Origin of the sequence: Kitasatospora sp. NPDC098652 (genome assembly GCF_044760155.1) — a bacterium.
Classification (GTDB): domain Bacteria; phylum Actinomycetota; class Actinomycetes; order Streptomycetales; family Streptomycetaceae; genus Kitasatospora.
In genome coordinates this window covers 125,878-149,270 of record NZ_JBIWAQ010000013.1, presented here as the reverse complement: position 1 = coordinate 149,270, position 23,393 = coordinate 125,878, and the positions used below count along the sequence as shown (strand labels likewise).

Annotated in this window: 24 protein-coding genes; 17 read left to right on the top strand and 7 right to left on the bottom strand. The window is 73.9% G+C overall.

Annotated features, from left to right (window positions below):
• Positions 1–8 precede the first annotated feature (8 nt).
• Positions 9–1,226, top strand: coding sequence for an alpha/beta hydrolase (locus ACIQWA_RS26360; protein ID WP_402486585.1), 1,218 nt, complete (start codon positions 9–11; stop codon positions 1,224–1,226).
• Positions 1,227–1,376: 150 nt separating this feature from the next.
• Here ACIQWA_RS26360 and ACIQWA_RS26355 read toward each other — a convergent pair whose 3' ends face one another.
• Positions 1,377–1,910, bottom strand: coding sequence for a universal stress protein (locus ACIQWA_RS26355; RefSeq protein WP_402486582.1), 534 nt, complete (start codon positions 1,908–1,910; stop codon positions 1,377–1,379).
• Positions 1,911–2,082: 172 nt separating this feature from the next.
• Positions 2,083–4,326, bottom strand: a complete 2,244-nt coding sequence (kdpB, locus tag ACIQWA_RS26350; RefSeq protein ID WP_402486579.1) for a potassium-transporting ATPase subunit KdpB — start codon at positions 4,324–4,326, stop codon at positions 2,083–2,085.
• Between the two features lie 362 nt (positions 4,327–4,688).
• On the opposite strand from kdpB, the gene ACIQWA_RS26345 reads away from it, so the two are divergent.
• The 3 genes from ACIQWA_RS26345 (at position 4,689) to ACIQWA_RS26335 (ending at position 6,837) form a co-directional block, all read left to right on the top strand.
• Positions 4,689–4,874, top strand: coding sequence for a hypothetical protein (locus ACIQWA_RS26345; RefSeq protein WP_402486576.1), 186 nt, complete (start codon positions 4,689–4,691; stop codon positions 4,872–4,874).
• Between the two features lie 52 nt (positions 4,875–4,926).
• Positions 4,927–6,273 carry a diaminopimelate decarboxylase gene (gene lysA / locus ACIQWA_RS26340; RefSeq protein WP_402486573.1) on the top strand — a complete coding sequence of 449 codons (1,347 nt, stop codon included), beginning with the start codon at positions 4,927–4,929 and terminating at the stop codon, positions 6,271–6,273.
• Between the two features lie 129 nt (positions 6,274–6,402).
• Positions 6,403–6,837, top strand: coding sequence for an ML domain-containing protein (locus ACIQWA_RS26335; RefSeq protein ID WP_402486570.1), 435 nt, complete (start codon positions 6,403–6,405; stop codon positions 6,835–6,837).
• Between the two features lie 53 nt (positions 6,838–6,890).
• Here the strand turns inward: ACIQWA_RS26335 and ACIQWA_RS26330 are convergent, their stop codons facing one another.
• Positions 6,891–7,775: an ArsR/SmtB family transcription factor gene (locus tag ACIQWA_RS26330; protein ID WP_402486567.1), complete on the bottom strand. Its 885-nt coding sequence runs from the start codon at positions 7,773–7,775 to the stop codon at positions 6,891–6,893.
• A 208-nt stretch (positions 7,776–7,983) separates the two neighbouring features.
• On the opposite strand from ACIQWA_RS26330, the gene ACIQWA_RS26325 reads away from it, so the two are divergent.
• The 3 genes from ACIQWA_RS26325 (at position 7,984) to ACIQWA_RS26315 (ending at position 9,654) form a co-directional block, all read left to right on the top strand.
• Entirely contained in the window at positions 7,984–8,451 is a 468-nt protein-coding gene (locus ACIQWA_RS26325) for a hypothetical protein (RefSeq protein WP_360238546.1), read from the top strand.
• Positions 8,452–8,587: 136 nt separating this feature from the next.
• Positions 8,588–8,920, top strand: coding sequence for a metalloregulator ArsR/SmtB family transcription factor (locus ACIQWA_RS26320; RefSeq protein ID WP_402486563.1), 333 nt, complete (start codon positions 8,588–8,590; stop codon positions 8,918–8,920).
• A complete protein-coding gene (locus ACIQWA_RS26315; RefSeq protein ID WP_402486560.1) occupies positions 8,917–9,654 on the top strand; it encodes a DUF2071 domain-containing protein in 738 nt (245 codons plus the stop codon). Before ACIQWA_RS26320 ends, ACIQWA_RS26315 begins: the two co-directional genes overlap by 4 nt.
• Before the next feature lie 14 nt (positions 9,655–9,668).
• Here ACIQWA_RS26315 and ACIQWA_RS26310 read toward each other — a convergent pair whose 3' ends face one another.
• Positions 9,669–10,040, bottom strand: coding sequence for a winged helix-turn-helix transcriptional regulator (locus ACIQWA_RS26310; RefSeq protein WP_402486557.1), 372 nt, complete (start codon positions 10,038–10,040; stop codon positions 9,669–9,671).
• Between the two features lie 84 nt (positions 10,041–10,124).
• On the opposite strand from ACIQWA_RS26310, the gene ACIQWA_RS26305 reads away from it, so the two are divergent.
• Positions 10,125–11,033 (top strand): NAD(P)-dependent oxidoreductase, encoded by a 909-nt coding sequence (locus tag ACIQWA_RS26305; protein WP_402486554.1) that lies wholly within the window; start codon positions 10,125–10,127, stop codon positions 11,031–11,033.
• Positions 11,034–11,144: 111 nt separating this feature from the next.
• Here the strand turns inward: ACIQWA_RS26305 and ACIQWA_RS26300 are convergent, their stop codons facing one another.
• On the bottom strand, positions 11,145–12,647 hold the full coding sequence (locus ACIQWA_RS26300) for a protease (RefSeq protein WP_402486551.1): 1,503 nt from the start codon (positions 12,645–12,647) through the stop codon (positions 11,145–11,147).
• Between the two features lie 393 nt (positions 12,648–13,040).
• Between ACIQWA_RS26300 and ACIQWA_RS26295 the strand changes: the two genes are divergently transcribed.
• The 6 genes from ACIQWA_RS26295 to ACIQWA_RS26270 all read left to right on the top strand — a co-directional run bounded on the left by ACIQWA_RS26295 (position 13,041) and on the right by ACIQWA_RS26270 (position 19,850).
• Complete coding sequence (locus ACIQWA_RS26295; RefSeq protein WP_402486548.1) at positions 13,041–13,634, top strand: isochorismatase family protein; 594 nt, start codon at positions 13,041–13,043, stop codon at positions 13,632–13,634.
• A 213-nt stretch (positions 13,635–13,847) separates the two neighbouring features.
• Positions 13,848–15,191: an ABC transporter substrate-binding protein gene (locus ACIQWA_RS26290; protein ID WP_402486545.1), complete on the top strand. Its 1,344-nt coding sequence runs from the start codon at positions 13,848–13,850 to the stop codon at positions 15,189–15,191.
• On the top strand, positions 15,188–16,144 hold the full coding sequence (locus ACIQWA_RS26285; RefSeq protein WP_360238562.1) for a sugar ABC transporter permease: 957 nt from the start codon (positions 15,188–15,190) through the stop codon (positions 16,142–16,144). The genes ACIQWA_RS26290 and ACIQWA_RS26285 overlap by 4 nt, the downstream gene beginning before the upstream one ends.
• On the top strand, positions 16,141–16,968 hold the full coding sequence (locus ACIQWA_RS26280; protein ID WP_402486541.1) for a carbohydrate ABC transporter permease: 828 nt from the start codon (positions 16,141–16,143) through the stop codon (positions 16,966–16,968). The genes ACIQWA_RS26285 and ACIQWA_RS26280 overlap by 4 nt, the downstream gene beginning before the upstream one ends.
• A gap of 5 nt (positions 16,969–16,973) precedes the next feature.
• A complete protein-coding gene (locus ACIQWA_RS26275; RefSeq protein WP_402486538.1) occupies positions 16,974–18,758 on the top strand; it encodes a glycoside hydrolase family 36 protein in 1,785 nt (594 codons plus the stop codon).
• Positions 18,759–18,779: 21 nt separating this feature from the next.
• Entirely contained in the window at positions 18,780–19,850 is a 1,071-nt protein-coding gene (locus ACIQWA_RS26270) for a LacI family DNA-binding transcriptional regulator (RefSeq protein WP_402486534.1), read from the top strand.
• Between the two features lie 22 nt (positions 19,851–19,872).
• Here ACIQWA_RS26270 and ACIQWA_RS26265 read toward each other — a convergent pair whose 3' ends face one another.
• The gene (locus ACIQWA_RS26265) at positions 19,873–20,535 is read right to left on the bottom strand and encodes an NAD(P)-binding domain-containing protein (RefSeq protein ID WP_360238570.1); all 663 of its coding nucleotides are present in this window, start codon (positions 20,533–20,535) and stop codon (positions 19,873–19,875) included.
• Between the two features lie 151 nt (positions 20,536–20,686).
• Here ACIQWA_RS26265 and ACIQWA_RS26260 point away from each other — a divergent pair, with 151 nt between their 5' ends.
• From ACIQWA_RS26260 to ACIQWA_RS26250, 3 genes are read left to right on the top strand one after another with little or no spacing between them, the layout of a single operon-like run.
• A complete protein-coding gene (locus tag ACIQWA_RS26260; RefSeq protein ID WP_402486530.1) occupies positions 20,687–21,670 on the top strand; it encodes an SDR family NAD(P)-dependent oxidoreductase in 984 nt (327 codons plus the stop codon).
• Positions 21,667–22,359 carry a hypothetical protein gene (locus tag ACIQWA_RS26255; protein WP_402486528.1) on the top strand — a complete coding sequence of 231 codons (693 nt, stop codon included), beginning with the start codon at positions 21,667–21,669 and terminating at the stop codon, positions 22,357–22,359. The genes ACIQWA_RS26260 and ACIQWA_RS26255 overlap by 4 nt, the downstream gene beginning before the upstream one ends.
• Positions 22,356–22,613: a hypothetical protein gene (locus ACIQWA_RS26250; protein ID WP_402486525.1), complete on the top strand. Its 258-nt coding sequence runs from the start codon at positions 22,356–22,358 to the stop codon at positions 22,611–22,613. Before ACIQWA_RS26255 ends, ACIQWA_RS26250 begins: the two co-directional genes overlap by 4 nt.
• 49 nt (positions 22,614–22,662) lie before the next feature.
• Here ACIQWA_RS26250 and ACIQWA_RS26245 read toward each other — a convergent pair whose 3' ends face one another.
• On the bottom strand, positions 22,663–23,283 hold the full coding sequence (locus tag ACIQWA_RS26245; protein WP_402486522.1) for an L-threonylcarbamoyladenylate synthase: 621 nt from the start codon (positions 23,281–23,283) through the stop codon (positions 22,663–22,665).
• Positions 23,284–23,393: the final 110 nt, after the last annotated feature.

The following is a 23,393-nucleotide window of genomic DNA, read 5'->3' as shown; positions in this document are numbered from 1 at the left end:
CGGGACGGATGGGACTCACCAGTCACAAACTGCTGGCGCTGGCCGCACTGCTCGCGGTGGCCACGGTGCTCGGCACGCTCTGGGTATGGCCCAGGCTCGCCGTCCGCAGCTGGCCCGCGATGTTCCTGCGGCTCGGCACCATCGCCGTCACCCAGGTGGCGCTGCTCGCCACGCTCGGGCTCGCCGTCAACGACTACTTCGTCTTCTACAGCAGCTGGTCCGACCTGCTGGGGCGCGAGCACGGCGCCGGCGTCATCCAGGGCGCCTCCCCGGGAGCGCCCGCCTCCCCGGGCACCCCGGGCGCCACCGCCACCCCGGGCACCCCGGGTGGCGGGCCGGCCGGGGTGCAGGTGCTCGGCACCGCGGAGATCACCGGCGCGGGCCCGGGCAGCCACGACCCGGCCCGGATCGGGCGCCTGGACAAGGTCCGGCTGCCCGGCGGCACCACCGGGCTGAGCACCGACGGCTACGTCTACCTGCCGCCCCAGTACTTCCAGCCCGGCAACGAGGGCCGGCACTTCCCGGCGGTCCTGGTGATGACCGGGTTCCCCGGGGACGCCACCAACCTGGTCACCAAGCTCCGCTACCCGGCCACCGAACTCGACCTGCTCGGCAAGGGCGCCATGAAGCCGACCGTCCTGGTGCTGATGCGCCCCTCGCCGAGCATGCCCCGGGACAGCGAGTGCGAGGACGTCCCGCAGGGCCCGCAGGCGCAGACCTACTTCACCACCGACGTGCCCGCCGACCTGCGGGCGAGCTACCGGGTGCTCGGGGGCGAGGCCGGGGGCGCGAGCGGGAGTGGGGGCGGGAGCTCGGGCGGCCTGGGCGTGATGGGCGACTCCACCGGCGGCTACTGCGCCGTTAAGCTCGGCATGGTGCACCCGGGCACCTTCCCGGCGGCGGTCTCGCTCTCCGGCTACTTCAAGGCGGCGGAGGACATCACCACCGGCGACCTCTTCGGCGGCAGCCAGCAGCGCCGCAACGAGGCCGACCTGAACTGGCGCCTCGCCCACCTGCCGGCGCCCGCGCTGTCGGTGCTGCTCGCCGACAGCAAGGAGGACGGCAGTACCTACGCCGACTCCAGCGCCTTCGCGGCGGCGGCCCGTCCCCCGCTGGTGGTGGCCCAGGAGACGGTCGACAGCGGCGGGCACAACTTCACCACCTGGGACCGGCTGATCCCGCCCGCGCTCGGCTGGCTCAGCGCGCGCCTGCCGGACCCGTCGTGAGGGTGCGGAGAGGACGGCTGGCACCCGCCGCCCCGGCGGGGTGCGCCGGGGCGGCGGGGCGTTCTCGGGTTCCGCGGCGGGTTCCTCGGCGGCGCGTCGGCGGCTCGACGGCTGGGCCGGGCCGGGCCCGAAGGCTCCCGCCCGGGTCCGCTACCGCGCCAGCAGCGGCAGCGGCGCCCCGGTACGGGCGGTCAGCTCCAGCCGGGTCAGCAGCGCCGACGGCGAGACCTCGACCACCCGGCAGCCCGCCCGGTGCCGGCAGTACCGGGCGACGGAGGTGCCGCGCAGCAGGTCGAAGCGGCGCCGGGTGGCGGCACCGAGGACGAGCAGGTCGTCCGGTCCGCTGACGGCGGCGGCCAGGGCGGGCCCCGGTTCGGCGTTCACCACCACCGGGTGGATCACCAGGCCGGACGGGTAGCCGCCGTAGGCCTGCTCGAAGGCGATGTCCAGCCGCCGGCGGGCGGCGTGCTCCAGTTCGGACAGCGGGCGCAGCCCGTCCCGGTCGCCGACCGTCCAGGCGGCGACGGGCACCAGCACGGCCTCGTGCCGGGCCGCCTCGCCGACGGCGTGGTAGAGGGCGGCCAGACTGCTCAGCGACCCGCTCAGGCCGACGATCACCCGGGTGGTGCCGGTCGTGGTGCCGGTGATGGTGCCGGTGGTGGTGTCGGTCGTGGTGCCGGTCATGGCGGTTCGCCTCCGTCTCTCCGGTAGTGCACTCCGGTCGGGTTGTGCCGGTGCGGTGCTCCTTGCTTCGGATGCCTCCAGTGAACCCCGGAACCGTGCCGTCCGTCCCGGCGCTGACACCGCCATGACGCCGGTCGCACACATCTTGACGGCCTCCTGACAGCCGTGGGGTTCAGCCCAGGCCCGGGACGAACTCGATCAGCAGGTCGATCGCCTTGATGCCGAGGAACGGCAGCACCAGCCCGCCCAGTCCGTACACCCGCAGGTTGCGCCGGAGCAGGTCGGTCGCGGAGGCGGGCTGGTAGCGCACGCCGCGCAGGGCGAGCGGGATCAGGGCGACGATGATCAGCGCGTTGAAGATGATCGCGGAGGTGATCGCGGACTGCGGGCTGTGCAGGCCCATGATGTTGAGGTGGTGCAGCCCGGGGTAGGCGTGGGCGAACATCGCGGGGATGATCGCGAAGAACTTGGCCACGTCGTTGGTGATCGAGAAGGTGGTCAACGCGCCCCGGGTGATGAGGAGTTGCTTGCCGACCCGGACGATGTCGATCAGCTTCGCCGGGTTGGAGTCGAGGTCGACCATGTTGCCGGCCTCCTTGGCGGCCGGGGTGCCGGAGTTCATCGCGACGCCGACGTCGGCCTGGGCGAGGGCGGGGGCGTCGTTCGTGCCGTCGCCGGTCATCGCGACCATGTTCCCGGCGGCCTGTTCGCGCTTGAGGTGGGCGAGCTTGTCCTCGGGGGTGGCCTCGGCGAGGAAGTCGTCCACCCCGGCCTCCTCGGCGATCGCCCGGGCGGTCAGCGGGTTGTCGCCGGTGACCATGACGGTGCGGATGCCCATCCGGCGCAGTTCGGCGAAGCGCTCGGCGATGCCCTCCTTGATCACGTCCTTGAGCTCGACCACGCCGAGCGCCCGGGCGCCGTGCCGGTCGTGCACGGCGACCAGCAGCGGGGTGCCGCCGGCCGCGGCGATCCGGTCGACCAGGGGCTTCGCCTCCATCGGCATCCGTCCGCCGGAGTCCACCACCCAGCGGGCGACGGCCGCGGCCGCGCCCTTGCGGATCAGGCAGCCGGCGCCGTCCGGCCAGCTGAGGTCGACGCCGCTCATCCGGCTGTGCGCGGTGAACGGGACGGGCCGCTGCTCGCCCAGTTCGCCGGGGGTCCGCGGCGGCACCCAGTACTGACGGTTCGTCAGTTCCACCAGGGAGCGGCCCTCCGGGGTCTCGTCCGCGACGGAGGCCAACTGGGCCGCCTCGGCGAGCTGTTCGGTGGTCGCGCCGGGCAGCGGGTGCAGGGCGACGGCCCGGCGGTTGCCGTGGGTGATGGTGCCGGTCTTGTCGAGCAGCAGCACGTCCACGTCGCCCGCGGCCTCGACGGCGCGGCCGGACAGGGCGATCACGTTGCGCTGGACGAGCCGGTCCATCCCGGCGATGCCGATCGCGGACAGCAGGGCGCCGATGGTGGTCGGGATCAGCGCGACCATCAGCGCCACCAGCACGACGGTGGTCTGCGGGGCGTGGGCGTAGATGGCCATCGGCTGGAGCGAGACCACGGACAGCACGAAGACGATGGTGAGCGAGGCCAGCAGGATGTTGAGGGCGATCTCGTTCGGCGTCTTCTGCCGGTTCGCGCCCTCGACCAGGGCGATCATCCGGTCCACGAAGCTCTGCCCGGGGCGCGAGGTGACCCGGACGACCAGGTGGTCGGAGAGCACCTTCGTCCCGCCGGTGACGGCCGTGCGGTCGCCGCCGGACTCCCGGATGACGGGCGCGGACTCGCCGGTGATGGCGGACTCGTCCACCGTGGCGACGCCCTCGACCACCTCGCCGTCCTGCGGGATCACCTCCCCGGCCGGCACCAGCACGATGTCGTGCAGCATCAACTCCTCGGCGGGGAGCACCTCGTGGCGGTGGTCGCGGATGCCCACCCGCCAGTGCAGCAGCCGTCGGGCGGTGGTGGCCGCCTGGGCGCGGCGCAGGTAGGCGGCCTGGGCCTTGCCCCGGCTCTCGGCCACGGCCTCGGCGAGGTTGGCGAACAGCACCGTCAGCCACAGCCAGAAGGAGATCAGCCAGGCGAAGACGCTCGGGTGGATGACGGCGCTGATGGTGGTGAGCGCCGAGCCGGTCTCGACCACGAGCATCACCGGGTTGCGCAGCATGGTGCGCGGATGCAGCTTGCGTACGGCGGCGGGCAGCGCCTCGGCGAGTTGCTGCCGGGTGATCAGCTGCCGTCGGCCCTTGGCGGTCGACGGGCGGTGGCTCGGGTGCGGTGGCTCCGGCGCGGCGGGCACCGGTGCAGTGGACTCCGGGCGGCGGAACCAGTTCTGCCGGCCGGGGCCGGTGTCCGGGCCGGTGCCCGGGGTGGTGCCGGTGGTGGTGCCGGGTGTGGTGTCCGGTGGGGTGAGGGCCGAACGGCGCATCGTCTCGGGGGACCTTCCGGGGCGCCCCGAAGCTGCGGGGCGGCGTGCTCGGGGCGACGGGGACGGGCCACAGCCCACCATCGGAGTCCGCCGCGCCATGCGGGCCTTGACGCAGGCTTGGCGGGGAAGCGGCCGTCCTTGACGCTTCCCTGACATCGTGAGCGCCCGGCTCGCGCCCGGCCCCTGACCTGCGCGAACAGCCGTTCGGAAGGCGGGAATCCCGGGCACGTCAGGGAGTCGTCAAGGTACGCCCCCGATGCGTAGGCCGTGCGTCAAGGCCGGGTGCGAACGGTGCCCGGAGGGTCTCCACTGGATGCGGGCCGCCGGACGACGGCCCCCGCCGCAGACCCGAGGAGCCCGCCGTGACCACCGCCACCGCCGTCATCGACGTCGACCGGCCGCTGGGGCGCACCGTCCGCCTGGTGCCCGCCCTCGGCCACCAGGACCGGCAGGACCGGCCCGAGCCGCCCTTACCCGCGCCGAGCGCCGTCGACCGGGCGCGCACCCGCCCGGCGCACTGCCGCTTCGCCGTGCACTACGAGGACTAGGCCGGCACGCCTAGCCGAGCCGCCTTCCCGACCACCCGTAGGAGTAGTCGCCATGACCCAGCTGATCGCCCCGCCGGTTCCGACCCCCGCCCCCGCCGACGCGCTCGGCGGCCCCTGGCCCGCCTCGGCGCGGCCCGGCCCGGGTGGTGAGGTGCTGGTCGGCGGCGTCGGACTGGCGGAGGCGGCCGAACGGTTCGGCACCCCGCTGTACGTCCTGGACGAGGGCGAGGTGCGCGGCCGCGCCCGGGCCTACCGGCGGGCGCTGCCGCACGCCGAGGTGCTGTACGCGGCCAAGGCCTTCCTGTGCAGCGCGATGGCCGACTGGGTCGCCGAGGAGGGCCTCGGCCTGGACGTCTGCTCCTCCGGCGAACTGTGGCTGGCCGTCTCGGCCGGCTTCCCGGCCCAACGCATCCTGCTGCACGGCAACGCCAAGTCCCCGGAGGAACTGCGGCTGGCCCGGCGGCTGCGGGTCGGGCGGATCGTGATCGACGGCCCGGCGGAGATCGCCCGGCTGGCCGCGCTGGTCGCCGCCGACACCCCGCAGCGGGTGCTGGTCCGGGTCGTCCCCGGGATCGCGGCCGGGCACCACGCGGCCGTGCGGACCGGCGTCGGCGGCCAGAAGTTCGGCTTCCCGATCGAGGGCGGCGACGCGGCCGACGCCATCGCCCGGGTGCTCGACCAGCCCGGCCTCGAACTGGCCGGACTGCACTGCCACTTGGGCTCGCAGATCACCGAGCTCGAACCCTTCCTCCAGGCCGTGGACGCCCTGGTGGGCCTGCTCGCCGAGGTGCGGGAGCGGCACGGCGTCGAACTGGCCGAACTGGACCTCGGCGGCGGCCACGGCATCAAGTACCTGCCGGGGGACGCCGAGTTCGACCTCGCCGAGTTCGCCGTCCGGGTCACCGACCGGCTCGCGGTCCGCTGCGCCGAGGCCGGGCTGGAGGTGCCCCGGCTGATCGTCGAGCCGGGCCGCGCCATCGTCGGACCGGCGGCGGTGGCCGTCTACCGGGTGCTCTCCGTCAAGCACACGGCGGACGGCCGCACCTTCGTGGCCGTCGACGGCGGCATGAGCGACAACCCGCGCCCCGCCCTGTACGGATCCCCCTACAGCGTCCGCCTGGTGGGCCGCCGTTCCGACGCCGGCGCGGCCCGGGTGGACGTCGTCGGCCGCCACTGCGAGGCCGGGGACGTCCTGGTGCGCGACGCCGTCCTGCCCGCCGACCTGCGCCCCGGCGACCTGCTCGCCGTCCCCGCGGCCGGTGCCTACCAGCTCTCGATGGCCTCCGGCTACAACCTGGTCGGCCGCCCCGCCGTGGCCGCCGTCAAGGACGGCCGCGCCCGGCTGTTGATCCGCCGCGAGACGGTCGAGGACTTCCGGCTGCGCGAGGTGGGGCGCTGAGACCTTCGCTCCACCCGTTCATTCATCCGTTCGGGTGGATTGACGTGTCTCCGTCCGGGACGACTGCCGGCCGCGGTCAAGACTGTCGCGACGCGCCGCTGGGGCGCGTCGCGACAGAAGGAGTCCGCCATGCCGGGCTGGAGCTACACGAACGCCGGTCTGCCGTCGGATCCGCTGCGGATCGACTCCGTCTCGGTCACGCCGGATCCGCTGAAGCCGGGGAGCGCCGCCACGCTCCGGATCGACGGGACGGTGCAGCGGGAGATCCAGGAGGGCGCCTACTTCGACCTGACCATCAAGATCGGCCTGGTCAAGATCCTCCACCGCAGGTTCGACCTCTTCGAGGAGCTGCGCGGAGGCGGCTCGGAGGCCCTGCGGCTGAGTTGCGACACCAGCGACGGGAAGGGCCCCGTCCCGGTGGGCGGCACAGTGCTGACCGCCGCCATCGACCTCCCCGGGGACGTCCCGCGCGGGAAGTTCAAGCTCCAGGTCCGCGCCTGCACCGTCGACGAGGACGACCTGGCGGCCCTGGACCTCGACGTGGACCTCATGCCCACCCGGTAGGTCCGACGGACCGCGCGGGACGTCGGCCCGGCCGACTTCCCGCGGAACCGTGTTCAGCCGAGGAGGTCGCGGCCGAGGGCGGTGACGCTGTGCCGGACTTCCCGGCCCCGGCGCTCGGTGGTGATGGCCCCGGCGTCGCGCAGCACGGTGGCATGGGCCGAGGCGGTCGGCGCGGAGACGCCGAGGCTCTCGGCCAACTGGCCCGTGGTGCAGGCGCCTTGGGCGATCGCCCGGAGGGCCCGGGTGCGGGCGGCGCCGATCAGCCGGGCCAGGCCGTCCGCGCGGCGGGCCGGGTGCTCGCGGCCGGGGTAGAGCAGGGCCGACGACCGGTGGTCGCCCAGGGGCGCGGTGAGGCCGGAGAGGAAGAGGTTCGGGCGCAACTCCAGCCCGCGCCCCCCGAGGTCGTACGCGAGCTGCCACTCCGGACCGGCGTACCGGAGGAGGCCCTCGTCGTGCCAGGACAGGTCCGGGTGGAGCTGCGCCAGCATCGGGCCGAGCCCTGTCTCGGCGACGGTGCGCGAGCGCTGCTCGATGTCGGCCCGTAGGGCGCGCTGGATGTCGGGCCAGTCCGGGGCGAGGCAGCTGCGGAACAGCGCCCAGGCAGCGTCGGTGATCCGGCGCAACTGGCGGGTGCCGTCGTCACGCAACTCGGCGATGACGCGGGGGAGGTGCGGCCCGGTGCCGTAGCCCTGCATCTCCTGGTGGACCTCGGCCTCGGGGAGGGCGAGCAGGGCGTCGAGTTCGTCGCCGATGGTCGCCCGCGCGCCCGTGCGGTCAGGGGTCAGGAACATCGGCACGCCGAGCGGGCTCGCGTTGACCAGCTCGACGAAAACCGCGGCCTGCTGCGGGACATGCCCCTTCACCCGGCGCCACCACCGGTCGCGGTTCACCGAGTCGCGGGCGCAGTGGTGCTGCGGGCCGGCCACGCCGCCCAGCACGTGATCCAGCGGAGAGACCGCGAACCGGACGCGAGCCAGGTCGGCCGGCCGGAAGCCGATTTCGAGCACAGCCGATGGTGCCACGCGGCCGGGCCGCCGTGGGTGAGTTCTCAACTATGAGGCCCAGCGGCGAAAAGCTGTCGCCGGAGGAGCCCCGACGGCGAGGGTGGCGGTGCACGGCCAATCCGACAGCGGAGGAAACACACCCATGCGCAAGCTCACCAGCCTCGCCCTCGCGGCGGCGGCCACCCTCGGCCTGGTCGCCGGCTCCGCCGGCAGCGCCTCGGCGCAGGCGATCGGAGGCGGCGGCTGCCGCGGGGGCATCGACATCAAGGCGAACTCGGTGTACGTGGGCCACGGCGTCTCGCTGCTGCCGTGCGCGCGGCCCGACAACTACCAGAACAGCGTGGCCTCGTCGGTGACCGTCTACGGGACGCCGGACACCCAGCTGCGCGTCTGGCAGGCGGTCGCCCGCGTCAACCCGGACGGTTCCATCAGCGACTTCTACCCGAGCGTCCTCTACACCGTCGACAGCGATCTGACCGTGAACGTCTCGCAGCAGTGGATGGGGCACGACCTCTACTGCGCGCTCGGCGGGACCCTGGTGATCGACACCTGGATCACCAACAACGACGTCCGCCAGGGCTCGGTGCAGTCGCCGAGGTTCACCTGCTGACGCAGGATCCCGACGGCCCCGAGCCGGCGCGCGCCCGCGCGGGTCTGGTGAGTCTCCCCCACGACTCACCGGGCCCGCGCGGCCGTTCTCCCATGACCCCTTGTTAGACATTTAGCCAAGGTGCTAAATATTGGGGATGACCGATGCCCAGGCCGAGGCCGGAGCCTTCCGCGCCCTCGCCGATCCGACGCGGCGCCAGATCCTCGAGGACCTCAGGGGCGGTGAGCTCGCGGCCGGCGAGATCGCCGCCAGGTTCGCGATCAGCGCGCCCTCCATCTCACGACACCTCGGCGTGCTCAAGGGAGCCGGGCTCGTCACCGAGCGGCGGGAGGGCAACCGGATCATCTACGCGCTGGCCGAGGAACGCCTGGCCACCTGCGTCGGCCGGTTCCTCAGCGCGGTCTGCCCCGAGCAGATCGTGCTCCGTCACACCAAATGGCGCCCCGGGGCGCAGAACGAGGGGTCATGAGGCAGCCACGACTGTCCAGCGTCGTCGAACGACGGCTGCTGGTGAACTACCGGGTCGCGCCGGAGGTCGCGGCGCGTCTGCTCCCCGGGCCGCTGCGCCCGCAACTGGTGCACGGCCACGCGGTCGCGGGCATCTGCCTGCTGCGCCTGGGGAGTGTGCGGCCCGTCTGGGCGCCCAGGGCGTTCGGGCTGCGGAGCGAGAACGCGGCCCACCGCTTCGCCGTCGAGTGGGACGGGCCGGACGGCGTCGAGACCGGCGTCTACATCTCCCGCCGCGACACCGCCTCGCGGCTCAACGCCTGGGCCGGCGGCCGGCTCTTCCCCGGTGAGCACGGCCGGGCCGACTTCGAGGTGGACGAGACGCCCGACCGGCTGCGCGTCGCACTGGCGGCCAGGGACGGCGGTACCCGGGTGGACGTCACCGTCGAGCTGTCCGACGAACTGCGGGGCAGCGAGCTCTTCGCCGACCTCGCCGAGGCCTCCCGGTTCTTCCGGAACGGGGCGAAGGGCTTCTCGGCCACCGGCTCCGGCCGTCGCCTGGACGGCATGGAACTGCGGCCCGACGCCTGGCCGGTGGAGGCCTGCCGGGTCCGCTCCGCCGCGTCCTCCTTCTTCGACGACCCGGACCGCTTCCCGCCGGGGAGCGCCGCCGTGGACTGCGCCCTGGTGCTGCGCGACGCCCCGGCGAGCTGGTGGCCGATCCCGGCCATGGCCGTCGAACCGCAACCGGCGTAGCCGGCCCAGCCGGCCTACCCGAGCGAGGCCTCGGCCACGGCGACCAGACCGAGGCCCTCGCGGTGGACCCGCCCGGCGCCCCAGGCGCCGAGCGGCCGGAGCGCCTCGTTGAGCGTCCGCCCGTCCTCGGTCAGGGAGTACTCCACCCGCGGTGGCACCTCCGCGAAGACCTCCCGGTGGACGAGGCCGTCCTGCTCCATCTCCCGCAGGTGCTGCGTCAGCATCTTCTCGCTCACGCCCGGCAGGGCGCGCCGGAGTTCGCCGAAGCGGCGCATGCCGTGGGTGGCGAGTTCCCAGAGGATCAGCCCCTTCCACTTGCCGCTCACCACGTCGAGCGCGGCGTCGATCCCGCAGATGTAGGGCCCGTTCCTCGGTGCCTTGGCCATCACCGATCCCCCTTACGAGAAGGTAAGTACCGCAGAAAACAGTGGGTACTTCCAAGGATAGTGACCCTGGTCGAGCATGGAGGGGTGAACGAACGACAGAACCACACCAGCAGTCAGCACAGCGCCGTCACCGTGATCGGGCTCGGCCCGATGGGGCAGGCGATGACCCGTGCCCTCCTCGCCGCCGGCCACCCGGTCACCGTCTGGAACCGTACCGCCGCCCGGGCCGACGGCGTCGTCGCCGCCGGGGCGACGCTCGCCGCGACGCCCGCCGAGGCGGTCGGGGCGAGCGACCTCGTGCTCCTCAGCCTCACCGACTACCGGGCGATGTACGACATCCTCGACGGCGCCACCGCGGCGCTCGCCGGGCGGACCCTGGTCAACCTGAGCTCCGACACCCCCGACCGCTCGCGCGAGGCCGCCGCCTGGGCGGCGGGCCACGGCGCCGCCTTCCTCACCGGGGGCGTCATGGTCCCCGCGCCGATGGTCGGCACGGCGGCGGCCCAGGTCTACTACAGCGGCCCCGCGCAGGTGATGGAGCGCCACCGGTCGGCGCTGGCCCTGGTCGGAGCGCCGAAGTACCTGGGTGAGGACCCGGGCCTGGCCCAGATGATGTACCAGGCCCAACTCGCCGTCTTCCTCACCACTCTGTCCGCCCTGATGCAGGCCACCGCGATGCTGGGCACCGCGGGGATGAAGGCCGGGGAGGCACTGCCCGAGCTGCTGGCCTCCGCCGACACGATCGGCGCCATCCTGCGGGCCGGCGAGGCCAGCCCCGGCACCGCGCTCGACGCCGGCGAGCACCCCGGTGACCTCAGCACGGTCACCATGATGGGGGCGACCGCCGACCACATCGTCGAGACCAACACCTCGCTCGGCCTCGACCTCGCCCTCCCGCTGGCCGTCCAGGCCCACTACCGGCGCGCCATCGAGGACGGACACGGCGGTGACAACTGGACCCGCATCATCGACGGCATCCGGTCACCCCGCTGACCGACCGCCGTGCGGGGCGCCGTGCGTGGGAAGTCGGCCCGGCCGACTTCCCGCACACGGTTCCGCCCCGTCGAGCCGGACGACTCGACGGGGCGGAGCACCGTGCCGCCGTCAGCCCGCCCGGACGGCGCTGACCAGGTCCGGCAGCAGGTTCGCCGCGTCGGGCGTGCCCAGGCCGGTGACCGGGTCCCAGCCCGTACCGGCCGGGTAGCCCGGGACGGTCGGGTCGGTGGTGTTGTCGCCGAGCGTCACGTCGTGGAAGTCGGCCGCGTACTTCGCCGGGTCGGTGCCCAGCTTGTACAGGGCCGGGTTGATCAGGCCCAGGCCGCCGCCGTTGATCTGGTCCGCGATCGAGACCAGGCCGGCCCACTGCGGGCAGGACAGCGAGGTGCCGCCGATGTCGTACCAGCCCGTGCTGCACGGGGTGGCACCGCACTTGAGGCCCGAGGAGCCGTCCGGCGGCAGCGACAGGTAGACCAGCGCGCCGGTGCTGGAGGCGGCCTGGAGGGAGATGTCCGGCACGCCGCGCTTGGCGCCGATCGCGGTGGAGCCGGCCGGCAGTGCCGACTGGTAGTCGGGCCGGTCGAAGACCCGGCTGAACCCGCCGCCGGAGTAGGTCCAACCCACCTCGGCGGAGCCGGAGTCGTGCTGGCAGACGGCCGGGTTGTCGGTGCTGTCCACGGTCCGGGCGCCGGTCGCCCCGGGGTCGGTGCACAGGTAGGTGCCGCCCACACCGGTCACCAGCGGGTCCGAGGCCGGCCACTCCACCGACGGGTACGGCAGGGTCGAGCCGCCCGACTTCACCGGGGTCTTCTCCGAGCCGGTCGTGCCGTTGTCGCCGGAGGAGCCCAGCACCGTGACCCCGTTCAGGGCCGCCGACTTGAAGGCGTGCCGCAGCGGCTCGATGGACTGGGCGCTGCCGAAGGCGCCCTCGGCGGAGGCGAAGGACTGCGAGATGACGTTCGCCAGGTGGTGGTCGACCACGTACTGCTCGGCGTTCATCATCGCGGGCAGGCCCTGGACGCCGAGCGTCTCCGCGGTCGGCGTGCTGACCAGCAGGATGTTGGCACCGGGCGCCATCGCGTGCGCGGTCTCCACGTCGAGCGCGACCTCCAGCGCCCACGCGGCCTTGCTCTCCTGGCCGGTGCCGTGGCTGGTGGGCGGTGGCGCGGTGGTGCCCGGATCGCCCTGGACGTGCAGCTCGCTGAAGGACGGCATCCCGGGCCGGCAGGTCACCGCCTCCTCGCCGCACATCGCGGCGACGCCGAAGGCCTGGTCGAAGACGTGCAGGTCGTGCGCCATGGTGTCGCTGCCGTACGAGTCGAGGATCGCGATCGTCTGGCCGCGGCCGTCGAAGCCGCCCGCGTAGAGCGGGCCCAGGTGGTAGGCGGCCCTGATCGCCTGCGGGTCGAAGCAGCGGCGGCCCGCACCGGCGCACTGCGCCGGGGTGGGGGGAGTGGTGCTCGCCGACACCTGGGCGTAGTCGGCCACGGTGGGGTGCACCGTCGGGTAGTCGGCGGTCACGGCGCTGCCGGCCACGGTGCCGCCGACCACCGGTGCGGCGAGCGCGCCGGAGGCCGCGAGGGCCAGGCTGCTCGCCCCGGCCAGGAGCATGCGGCGTATCGTTCGAGCCTTCAAGTAGTCCTCCACGAGGGTTGGTTGGGGGACGTGGGCGATCGGCCCGGGGCGGATCGAGCGCCCTGGGCACGGGGGGAATGCGGAGCGGAACACGGGGGAATGCGGGGCGGAACACGGAGCGGAATCCGGGACGCGGGGTCACGGACGGCCGCGAGTGTAGGCGGGTCGTCGGCGGGCTCTCAATGGCCCGTTCGACGCGGGTTCGGCGCCCTTTCGACGGCGGCGGCCGCCCGTCGCGCCCCGGCGTACCCCCGCCGGAACCGGTGGAACCCGTTCGAGTGAACGGCCGCCCGGTTGCTTCGTCCACGGCCGTCGACCCGCCAAGCTGGGCCGCGGATGCGTAAGAACCAGGTGAGGAAAGGCCGTTCGATGACGCGCGCGCTGATCGTGGTGGATGTGCAGAAGGACTTCTGCGAGGGCGGAAGCGTCCCGGTCGGCGGCGGTGCCGACCGGGCCCGGGCGATCGCCGCGCTGATCCAGGGCCCGGAGCGGGAGGGTTGGTCCCGGGTGGTCGCGACCCGGGACCACCACGTCGACCCGGGCGGCCACTTCTCCGAGCACCCCGACTACCGGGACTCCTTCCCGGTGCACTGCGTGGTCGGCACCGACGGCGGCGAGTTCCACCCCGACTTCCTGCCCGCGGTCGAGGCCGGCGCGGTCGACGAGGTGTTCTACAAGGGCGCCCGCTCCGCCTCCAAGAGCGGCTTCGAGGGCTTCACCGCCGACGGCACCCCGCTCGCGGACTGGCTGCACGACTGCGGCGTGGACGCCGTCGACGTCGTCGGCATCGCCACCGACCACTGCGTCAAGGCCACCGCCCTGGACGCCCGCCGGGCCGGCTTCGACGCCCGCGTCCTGCTCGACTACACGGCCGGCGTCGCCCCCGACACCACCGACGCCGCGCTCGCCGAGCTCCGCCACGCCGGCGTCGACCTCACCGGCGCCCCGGTGGTCCGCCCCTGACCCCCGACGCTCATAACGGAACGGTTGCGGAGCCCGTCCTTCGGTGCGCAGGGGTTGACGGCGCGGGGAGGGCGGGCGTTTGCTGTGTCCCGCTCGTGCGAATCTGTTGAGTTGTGGTCTGTTTTGTTGCTTTGAACGTTCAAACTCAGCCGCCGAGCGTACACCACCCCCATGCCCCGCCTCCGTCCAGAGCCACCCATCGGGAGGAATGCAATGTCACACCTTTCCCGCCGCGATCTGCTCCGCGCCTCCGGCGCCGGCCTGCTGGCCCTCGCGGCCGGCGGAGCCCTCGCCGCCTGCGGCGACTCGGGCTCGGGGAGCGCCTCCGGCGGGGACGCCGACACCGGCAAGGTCACCGTCTGGTCGTGGGCCACCGCGGCCGTCGCGCTGCGCGCCGTCGTCCCGGCCTTCGAGAAGGACAACCCGGGCATCACGGTGGACGTCCAGGACATCGGCAACCCCGCCATCTGGGACAAGATCACCGTCGGCCTGGCGGCCGGCGGCCAGGGCCTCGGCGACGTCCTGCACATCGGCTGCGACTACCTGCCCGGCTACCTGGAGAAGTTCCCCGGCGGCCTCGCCGACCTCTCGGCCCTCGGCGCCGACGCGCACCGGGAGAAGTTCGCCAAGGGCCTGTGGCCGGTCGTCACCGGCAAGGACGGCCACGCCTACGCCCTGCCCTGGGAGGCCAACCCGCTCGGCTTCTTCTACCGCAAGGACTACTTCGACAAGGCCGGCCTCGACCCCACCACCTTCGCCACCTGGGACGACCTCACCGCGGCCGCCGACCGCTTCAAGGCCGCCAACCCCGGCATCTCGCTGATCGGCATCAACAAGGCCGCCAACCCCAGCCCCGACCTGGACTTCGTCCAGTCCCTGATGCAGCTCCAGGGCGCCTTCTACTTCGACCTCCAGGGCCGGATCACCCTCGGCTCCGAGCCGGACGTCCGCGCCCTGGCCACCCTCAGGCGCCTGGACGACGCCGGGCTGGTCGCCGACGCCCCCGGCGACCACGGGTGGGCCAACCTGATGAAGGCCGGAAAACTCGCCGTCGCCCCGATGCCCGCCTGGGCCGCGCACTACCTGGAGGCCAAGTTCGCCGACCAGCACGGCAACTGGCGCCTCGCCAAACCCCCGGCCGTCACCGCCGGCGGCAGGCGCACCGCCCTGGTGAACTCCACCCACCTCACCGTCGCCGCCTCCAGCCCGCGCCGCCGCGCCGCCTGGAAGTTCGTCGAGTACGCGCTCACCCGCCCCGCCTCGGTGAACGCCATGTTCGAGGCCGGCGGAGTCTTCCCCGCACTCCTCGACGCCTACGGCGACCCGATGTACGCCAGGCCCAGCGACTACTACGGCGGCCAGTCCCCGTTGCGCACCTTCGCCGACCTGGCCACCGACGGCGGCGACCCCACCAACTACTCCGGCGACTACGCCCGCGCCCTCAAGCTCGCCAGCGACGCCCAGACCAAGGTCCTGCTCAAGGGCGGCGACCCCGCCGCCGTCCTCCAGGACGCCGCCAAGCAGCTCGCCCAGCAGACCGGACGCACCGTCGTATGACCGCCACCACCGCCGTCACCGCGCCCGCCGTCAGCGGGGCGGCCGGGCCCGCCCGCCCCGCCGGCCCGGCCGCGCGCGCCCACCGCCGGGCCCGGCTGCGCCGCACCGCCCTGCCGTACCTGCTGCTCGCCCCCGCCCTGATCACCTTCGGCGTGTTCAAGGCCTACCCGATCGTCGACTCGCTGCTGCTCTCCTTCACCACCGGCTCCGGCCCCGCCGCCCGCCCGGCCGGACTCGCCAACTACCGGCGCCTGCTGGACGATCCACTGTTCTGGACGGCCCTGCGCAACACCGGCGAGATCCTCGTGGTGCAGGTCCCGCTGATGCTCGGGCTGGCCCTGCTGCTGGCCGTCGGCATCAACTCCACCCTGGTGCGCTGGCGGGCCGTTTGGCGGCTCGGCGTCTTCATGCCCGCCGTCACCGGCCTGGTCGCCACCGGCGTGATGTTCGCCTTCCTGCTCAAGCGCGACGACGGCGCGGTCAACTGGCTGCTGCACGCCGTCGGTCTGCCCTCCGTCGACTGGCTGGGGCAGCCGTTCTGGGCCCGGATGTCCGTCGTCCTGGTGCTGACCTGGCACTACACCGGCTACAACGCCGTCATCTACCTGGCCGGCCTGCAGTCCGTCCCGAAGGAGCTGTACGAGGCCGCGATGGTCGACGGCGCCGGTGCCGTCCGCCGCTTCACCGCGATCACCGTCCCGGCGCTGCGCCCGGTGCTGCTGTTCACCGTCGTGCTCTCCACCATCGGCACCCTCCAGCTCTTCGACGAGCCGTACGTGCTGACCGGCGGCGGCCCGGACAACGCGAGCCTGACCGTCTCCATGTACCTGTACCAGAACGGCTTCCGCTACTTCGACTTCGGCTACGCCTCCGCCATCGCCTACGCGCTCACCCTGCTGGTGGCCGTGCTCGGCGCGGTCCAGATGCGCCTGATGGGGGAGAAGGACGGATGAACCCCAAGAACCTCCGCGGCTGGCCGCTGACCTTCCTCCTGGCGGGCCTCACCGGCCTCTCGGTCGCCCCCTTCTACTGGCTGCTGATCTCCGTCACCCGCAAGGACACCGAGATCTTCGACTGGCCGCCGCACCTGCTGCCCGGCGGGGGCCTCGGCGACAACCTCCACCGGCTGGACCAGCGGATCGGCCTGCTCCGGGTGCTCGGCAACTCCCTGCTGGTGGCCGGGATCCAGACCCTCGGCGCCCTGGTCGTCGCCCTGCTGGCCGGCTACGCCTTCGCCAAGTTCCGCTTCCGCGGCCGCACCCTGCTGTTCGCACTGCTGCTCTCCACCCTCGTGGTGCCCGAACAGGTCGTGCTGGTGCCGCTGTTCAGGATGATGACGGACTTCGGCCTGCTGGACTCCTACCAGGCGATCATCCTGCCCGGGCTGTGCGTGCCCTTCGCGGTCTTCCTGATGCGCCAGTCGCTGAGCAGCCTGCCGGACGAACTCCTGGACGCCGCCAGGGTCGACGGCGCGGGCGAGTTCCGGGTGCTGTGGAACGTCGTCGTCCCGGTGATGCGGCCGGTGCTCGCCGCGCTCTCGATCTTCCTGTTCCTGGGCTCCTGGAACCAGTTCGTCTGGCCGCTGATCGCGCTGCGCAGCCCGGACATGCACACCCTGCCGGTCGCCCTGGCGACCCTGTACGGCAACCAGAGCACCACCGACTACGGCGCGATCCTCTCCGGGACCGCGCTCTCCACCCTGCCGATGATGGTCCTCTTCCTGGTCCTGCAACGGCAGTTCATCTCCGGCCTGCTGGCCGGCGCGACGAAGGGCTGAGCGGCATGACCGACACCGACACCGGCACTGGTACCGGCACTGGTACCGGCAGCGGGGCCGAGGCCACGACCGAGGTCTGGGAGCCGCACGCCCCCGCCCCCGGAGCGCTCCACCCGCTGCTCCACGCCGGGGGCCCGGACCTGCGGGCGAGCGGCACCGCCACCGCCCGGGAGGTCGCCGACGGCGTGGTCGAGGTGACCGCCGAGGGCCCCGCCGAGGTCCGGATCGAGTGGCGGGTGCCCTGCGTGGACGTCACCTCCTTCTGGACCCCGGAACCGCGCGGCACCGGCTGGCTGCCCGCCGCCTGGAGCGCCCCGCGCCGCACCGGCCTCGCCGCCGGCGCCCCGATCGCCGCGCTGGTCGGCACCGGGGACACCGCGGTCTGCGCCTTCGCGGCCGAGCAGACCGAGGTGCTGGCCGGGGCCGGAGTGGTCGAGGAGACCGGCGACTTTCGCTTCTGGGCCCAGGCCACCGGCCGGATCACCGTCCGGATCGACACCTCGCGTCGGCACTTCGCCCGCTGCCTGGCCGACCTCGGCGCCTGGTGGGGCGAGGGCCGCACCGTCGTCGTCCCCGAGGACGCCCGCCGCCCCGCCTACTCCACCTGGTACTCGATGCACCAGGACGTCTCGCCCGAGCGCATCGAGACCCAGGCCGCGCTCGGCAAGGCCCTCGGGCTGGACGTGATCATCGTCGACGACGGCTGGATGACCGCCGACCGCACCCGCGGCTACGCCCACTGCGGCGACTGGGAGCCCGTCTCGCTGCCCGACACCGCCGAGCACGTCCGGCGCGTCCACGACCTCGGCGTGCGGTACCTGCTCTGGTACGCGCTGCCGTTCATCGGCAAGGACAGCGCCGCCTACCGGAAGATCGGCCGGCACGCCCTCGCCGACGTCCCCCACCTGGGCGCGGTGGTCGCCGACCCGCGCTACCCCGAGGTCCGCGAGTTCCTCACCGACCGGCTGGCCCGGGCCGTCGAGGAGTGGGGCATGGACGGGCTCAAGGTCGACTTCGTCGACTCCTTCGCCCGCGCCGCCGAGCGCCCCGACGCCCCAGTGCCCGGCCCCGAGGCGGACTGCGCCGAGGTGGCCGAGGGCGTGGCGAAGCTGCTCGCCGCGATCCGGGCCCGGACCACCGCCGTCCACCCGGAGGCGATGATCGAGCACCGGCAGCCGTACGTCAGCCCCGCCCTGTGGCCGTACGTCACCATGATCCGGGCCACCGACTGCCCGCTCAGCCCGCAGGAGAACCGGCAGCGCACCCTGGACGTGCGGCTGGCCGCCGGGCCGGTGCCCGTGCACGCCGACATGCTGATGTGGCACCCGGCCGAGCCGCCCGAGCAGATCGCCTGCCACCTGGTCAACGTGCTCTTCGCGGTGCCCCAGATCTCCGTCGACCTCGCCGCCCAGGGCCCCGGGCAGCGCGAGGCGATCGCCTTCTGGCTGGGGGTGTTCCGCGAGCACCTCGACACCCTGCAACGCGGTGAACTGCTCCCCAGCCGGCCCGACCTCGGATACCCGCTGGTCACCGCCCGCGGCGAGGGGACGGTCGTGGTCGCCCGGTACGCGGCGCTGCCGGTGGACGTCTCGGCGGACGACTGGCACACCCTGCTGGTGGCCAACGCCGACGCCGACCCGGACGTCCGGCTGATCGGCGGCAGCGGGAGGGCCACCGCCACCGTCCAGGACGCCCGGGGGCGTATCGTCCGGCAGGACGAGATCGACCTCGACTGGACGGACACCCTGGCGGTGCCGCGCGGCGGGCTGCTGTCGCTGCGCCGCCCCTGACCCACGACCGGAGGACCCCGCATGCCCGAGGGAGCGCGCCGACCGCGCCGTGGCGCCAGCACCATCGAGGAGGTCGCCCGCGCGGCCGGGGTCTCCCGGCAGACCGTCTCCAACGCGCTCAACGCCCCGCACCGGGTCCGCGCCGAGACGCTGGCCCGGGTCAGCACGGCGATCCGCGAACTCGGCTACCAGCCCGACCAGTCGGCCCGGTCGCTGCGTAGCGGCGCCCGGCGCACCATCGGCTACCTCGCGCCGGTGGACGACCCGCTCGACCCCAACCCGCTGATGGCCGGCTTCCTGGAGGCCCTGGTCGACGCGGCTGGGGAGCGCGGGCAGCGGGTGCTGCTGTTCCGGCCCGCCCCGCCCGAGGCGGACCCGGTGGCGGCCATCGACGAACTGGTGGCGGCCCGGCAGGTGGACGGGCTGGTGCTGGCGGACGTGCTGACCGAGGACCGGCGGATCGCCCACGTCGCCGGGCTGGGCGTCCCCTTCGTCAGCTTCGGCCGGACCGGACCGGGCGAGCCGCAGCACTGGGCGGACATCGCCAACGACGCGGCGATGGCCGCCGTGGTGCGGCACCTCGCGGCGCAGGGCCACCGCCGGATCGGCTACCTCGGCGCCGCCGAGGAGCTGCCCTGGATGGCGGCCCGGCGGGCGGGCTTCCTCGCGGAGACACGCCGGCTGGGCCTGTCGGCGGTGACGACGGCCGGGCCGTCGGCCGTTCCGTCGGCCGGGGCCGGGGTCCGTTCGGCCCCGGCCACCGGCCCGGTGGCAGCGGTGCGGGAGCTGCTGCGCGGGCCCGACCGGCCGACCGCCGTCGCCGCGGGCAGCGACCTGCTGGCGCTGGACGCGTACGAGGCGATCCGGGCCGAGGGGCTGGCGGTCGGGCCCGCCGGGGTGGCCGTCACCGGGTTCTACGACTCACCGCTGTGCCGGCACCTGCACCCGCCGCTGACCTCGGTCCGGCTGCCGCTGCGGGCCCTGGCGGCCGGGCTGGTCGTCCGGCTGCTGGACCAGGTGCACGGCGAGGCCGCGCCGACGGGCGGCCTTGAACTGCCCACCGAGCTGGTCGTGCGGGCGAGTTCGGCCTGACCGGCGGCCCCGCCGCGGTGACTCAGGCCCGGTGCGCCTCCGGGCGCTCCGGGGACGCCTCCGCGAGCGCCCGGGTGACCGCCTCCACCCCGGCGCGCAGCCCGTACACCGGCGTGGCCGGCTGCTGGCGCCAGGAGTCGTCGATGCCGCCCGCGTCCACGGTGTCGAAGCCCAACTCGTCGACCAGCGCCCGCACCACGGCCTTCGCCGCCTCGTCGTCCGACGCGACCGGCACGGCGAGGCGCTCCGGGTCGCCCGCCGGGCGCGGGCGGTCCAGCAGGTCCTGCGCGTAGGTGCCGTTGAACACCTTCACCACCCGGTGGCCCAGGTGCTGCTCCGTCCAGCGGCTCTCCGTCAGCCCGCCGTCCTCGATCGCGTCGATCCGGCCGTCGCGCTCCTTCGGGTAGTAGTTGCCGGTGTCGATCACCGCCACCCCCTCGGCGGCGCCGTCGAACAGGCCCGCGGGGAGGTCCGGAACGTTCTTCAACGGCACCGTCACCACCACGACCTGGGCGCCGTTCGCCGCCTCCGTGGCCGTCACCGCCTTCGCGCCCGTCTCCTCGACCAGGGCCTTCAACGACTCCGGCCCGCGCGAGTTCGCCACCGAGACCTCGTGCCCGAGCGCCGTCAGACGGCGCGTCAGGTTGCCGCCGATGTTGCCCGCGCCGATGATGCCGATCTTCATGGGTAAGCCCCTTCGTGAGTGCCGTACTGGCCGTCGTCCTGCCCCAACCAGGCGGTGATCGGATCTGTTCCCCACCCCAGGGTGGTCCTCCGGAACCCCGGGTTGACGCGGGTCTGGTACCGCCCGGCCGCACGCCGTGAGGGTGGGGCCCATGAACGACTCCACCGTCCTCGTCACCGGCGGCACCAGCGGCATGGGCCTCGCCACCGCCCGCCACCTCCTCAGCACCGGCGCCCGGGTCGTGGTCACCGGCCGCGACGACGGCCGCCTCGCCCGCGCCGCCGAACGGCTAGACGGCGGCGACCGCCTGCTCACCGTCCGCGCCCACGTCCCGCTCGGCCGCCTGGGCCGCCCCGAGGACGTCGACCTCCCCGACTACGGCGGCCTGCGCCGGGTCGCCGGCCTGCGCCGCGAGGAACTCGCCCACCTGGCCGGCGTCAGCGTCGACTACTACACCCGCCTCGAACAGGGCCGCGTCGGCAACCCCTCCACCACCGTCCTCGACGCCGTCGCCCGGGCCCTGCGCCTCGCCCCCGACGAGACCGGCCACCTCCACCGCCTCGCCCGCCCCGCCGACCGCGCCCACCGCGGCCGCCCCGCCCGCCAGCAGCCCCGGCCCTCCCTGCTGCGCCTCCTCGACCGCCTCGACCACACCCCCGCCGTGGTCATGGGCCACCGGATGGACATCCTGGCCTGGAACCGGGCCGCCACCGCCCTCTTCGGCGACTACGGGGCCCTCCCGCCCGAGCACCGCAACATCGCCCGGATCACCTTCCTCGACCCGGCCTCCCGCGACCTCTACGCCGACTGGACCACCTGCGCCCGGGAGAACACCGCCTTCCTCCACCTCGAGGCCGGCCGCCGCCCCGACGACCCCCGGCTCGCCGAACTCATCGGCCAACTCTGCCTCGGCAGTCCGGAGTTCCACCGGATGTGGGCGGACCACCCGGTCGCCGACAAGACCTCCGGCCGCAAGCGCTTCCACCACCCCGTCGTCGGCCCCCTGGAACTGGCCTACGAGACCCTCCGCCCCGCCGACGACCCCGACCAGGCCCTCATCACCTACACCGCCGACCCGGACACCCCCTCCGACGACGCTCTCCGCCTGCTGCTCTCCTGGGAGGTCACCCGTTGACGGTGCTGGATCGCCTCCTCGCCGGTCTCCCCGAGGCGTTCTCGACCGCCCCGCGGCCGAGCCGGATCGACGGCTGCCCCTGCTGTGCCTCCCGGGCCGGGCTGGACCGCCTCCTGCGCACGCCCCGCGAGCAGCTGACGCCCGGGGAGCTCGGCCCCTACGCCGCCTCCGTGCTGAACACCGTCGGCGCGCCCGCCGACCTGCGCTACTTCCTGCCGCGCATCCTCCAGCTCGTCCTGACCGGCGAACTCGCCTGGCCCGAGCTGCCGTTGGTCGGCCGCAAGCTGGCGCAGGCCGGCTGGCAGGACTGGCCGGAGGCGCCGTACCTGCGCCGGCTCCTCGACGCCCTGTGGCTCGACGTCCTGCACGACGCCGGGCAGTGGTGGGACGCCGACGCCGTGCTCTGCGCCCTGGGGGCCGCCGATCCGGACGGGACCGGCGGCCGGCTAGCAGAATGGGCCCGGTTCACGGACCCCGTGGCCGTGGAGCGCCTGTACGAGTTCGCCCTCGGCGGTGAGCTCGAACCGCGGGACGCCTTTTGGGACGAACGGGGCGCCGCGTACCGGACCTTCGCGGCCTGGCTGCGTGGGCCCGAGCTCCAACTGGCCGTCGAGGCGGCCTTCCTGCGGACCGATGACCCCACCCAACTCGATCAACTCATCACCGTCCATGACATCCTGGCGGCATGACCCACGACATGGTGCCGCCACTGCTCGCAGTAGCAGTGCTCCTGCTCGTCATCAAACTGGCCCGCGGGCGGCGAAACGGCAAGCCCTCGCCGCTGATTCCGCAGTCGCTCCCCGCGGTGGCGACGGCGCTGGCGGTCGCCGCCCTGGTGGTGGCCTCCGGACTGGCGGGCGGTCAGCCGTGGGACGCGTCGGTGATCCCGGCGGTCGCACTCGGCGGGCTGGTGGGCTCGTTCGTGGACCTCCGCCACCGCTGAGCGCGGGCCCGCCGGGCCCCCGCGCGCCCGGCTGCCGGCTGGTGGGCTGTCACTCGAAGCGCGCGGTGTCGCCGGCCCCCCGGCGGGTGATCTCGGCCTCGCCGCTGGAGTAGTCGATGACCGTGGTCGGCTCGGTGCCGCAGTCGCCGGAGTCCACCACGGCGTCCAGCACGTGGTCGAGGCGTTCCTTGATCTCCCAGCCCTGGGTCATCGGCTCGTCCTCGCCGGGGAGGATCAGGGTGCTGGAGAGGAGGGGCTCGCCGAGTTCGGCGAGCAGCGCCCGGGTGACGGCGTGGTCGGGGATCCGGACCCCGACGGTCTTCTTCTTGGGGTGCATGAGCCGGCGCGGCACCTCCTTGGTGGCGGGGAGGATGAAGGTGTAGCTGCCCGGCGTCGCGGCCTTGACGGCCCGGAAGACGTTGTTGTCGAGCTGGACGAACTGCCCCAGCTGGGCGAAGTCCTCGCACACCAGGGTGAAGTGGTGGCGCTCGTCGAGGCGCCGGATGGACCGGATCCGCTCGAGCCCGTCGCGGTTGTCCAGGCGGCAGCCGAGCGCGAAGCAGGAGTCGGTCGGGTACGCGATGAGGGCCCCGGAGCGGAGGCTGTCGGCCACGGTGCTGATGGTGCGCGGCTGGGGGGACTCGGGGTGCACGTCGAAGTACTTGGCCATTGGCCGACCTTACGGGATCCCGCCCGTTGATCGCCGCAACCGCGACGTACCGCGTCACCCGCCAACTGTCGGCCACCGTCGGCGGACTGCCGGCGGACTGCTGGCGGAGC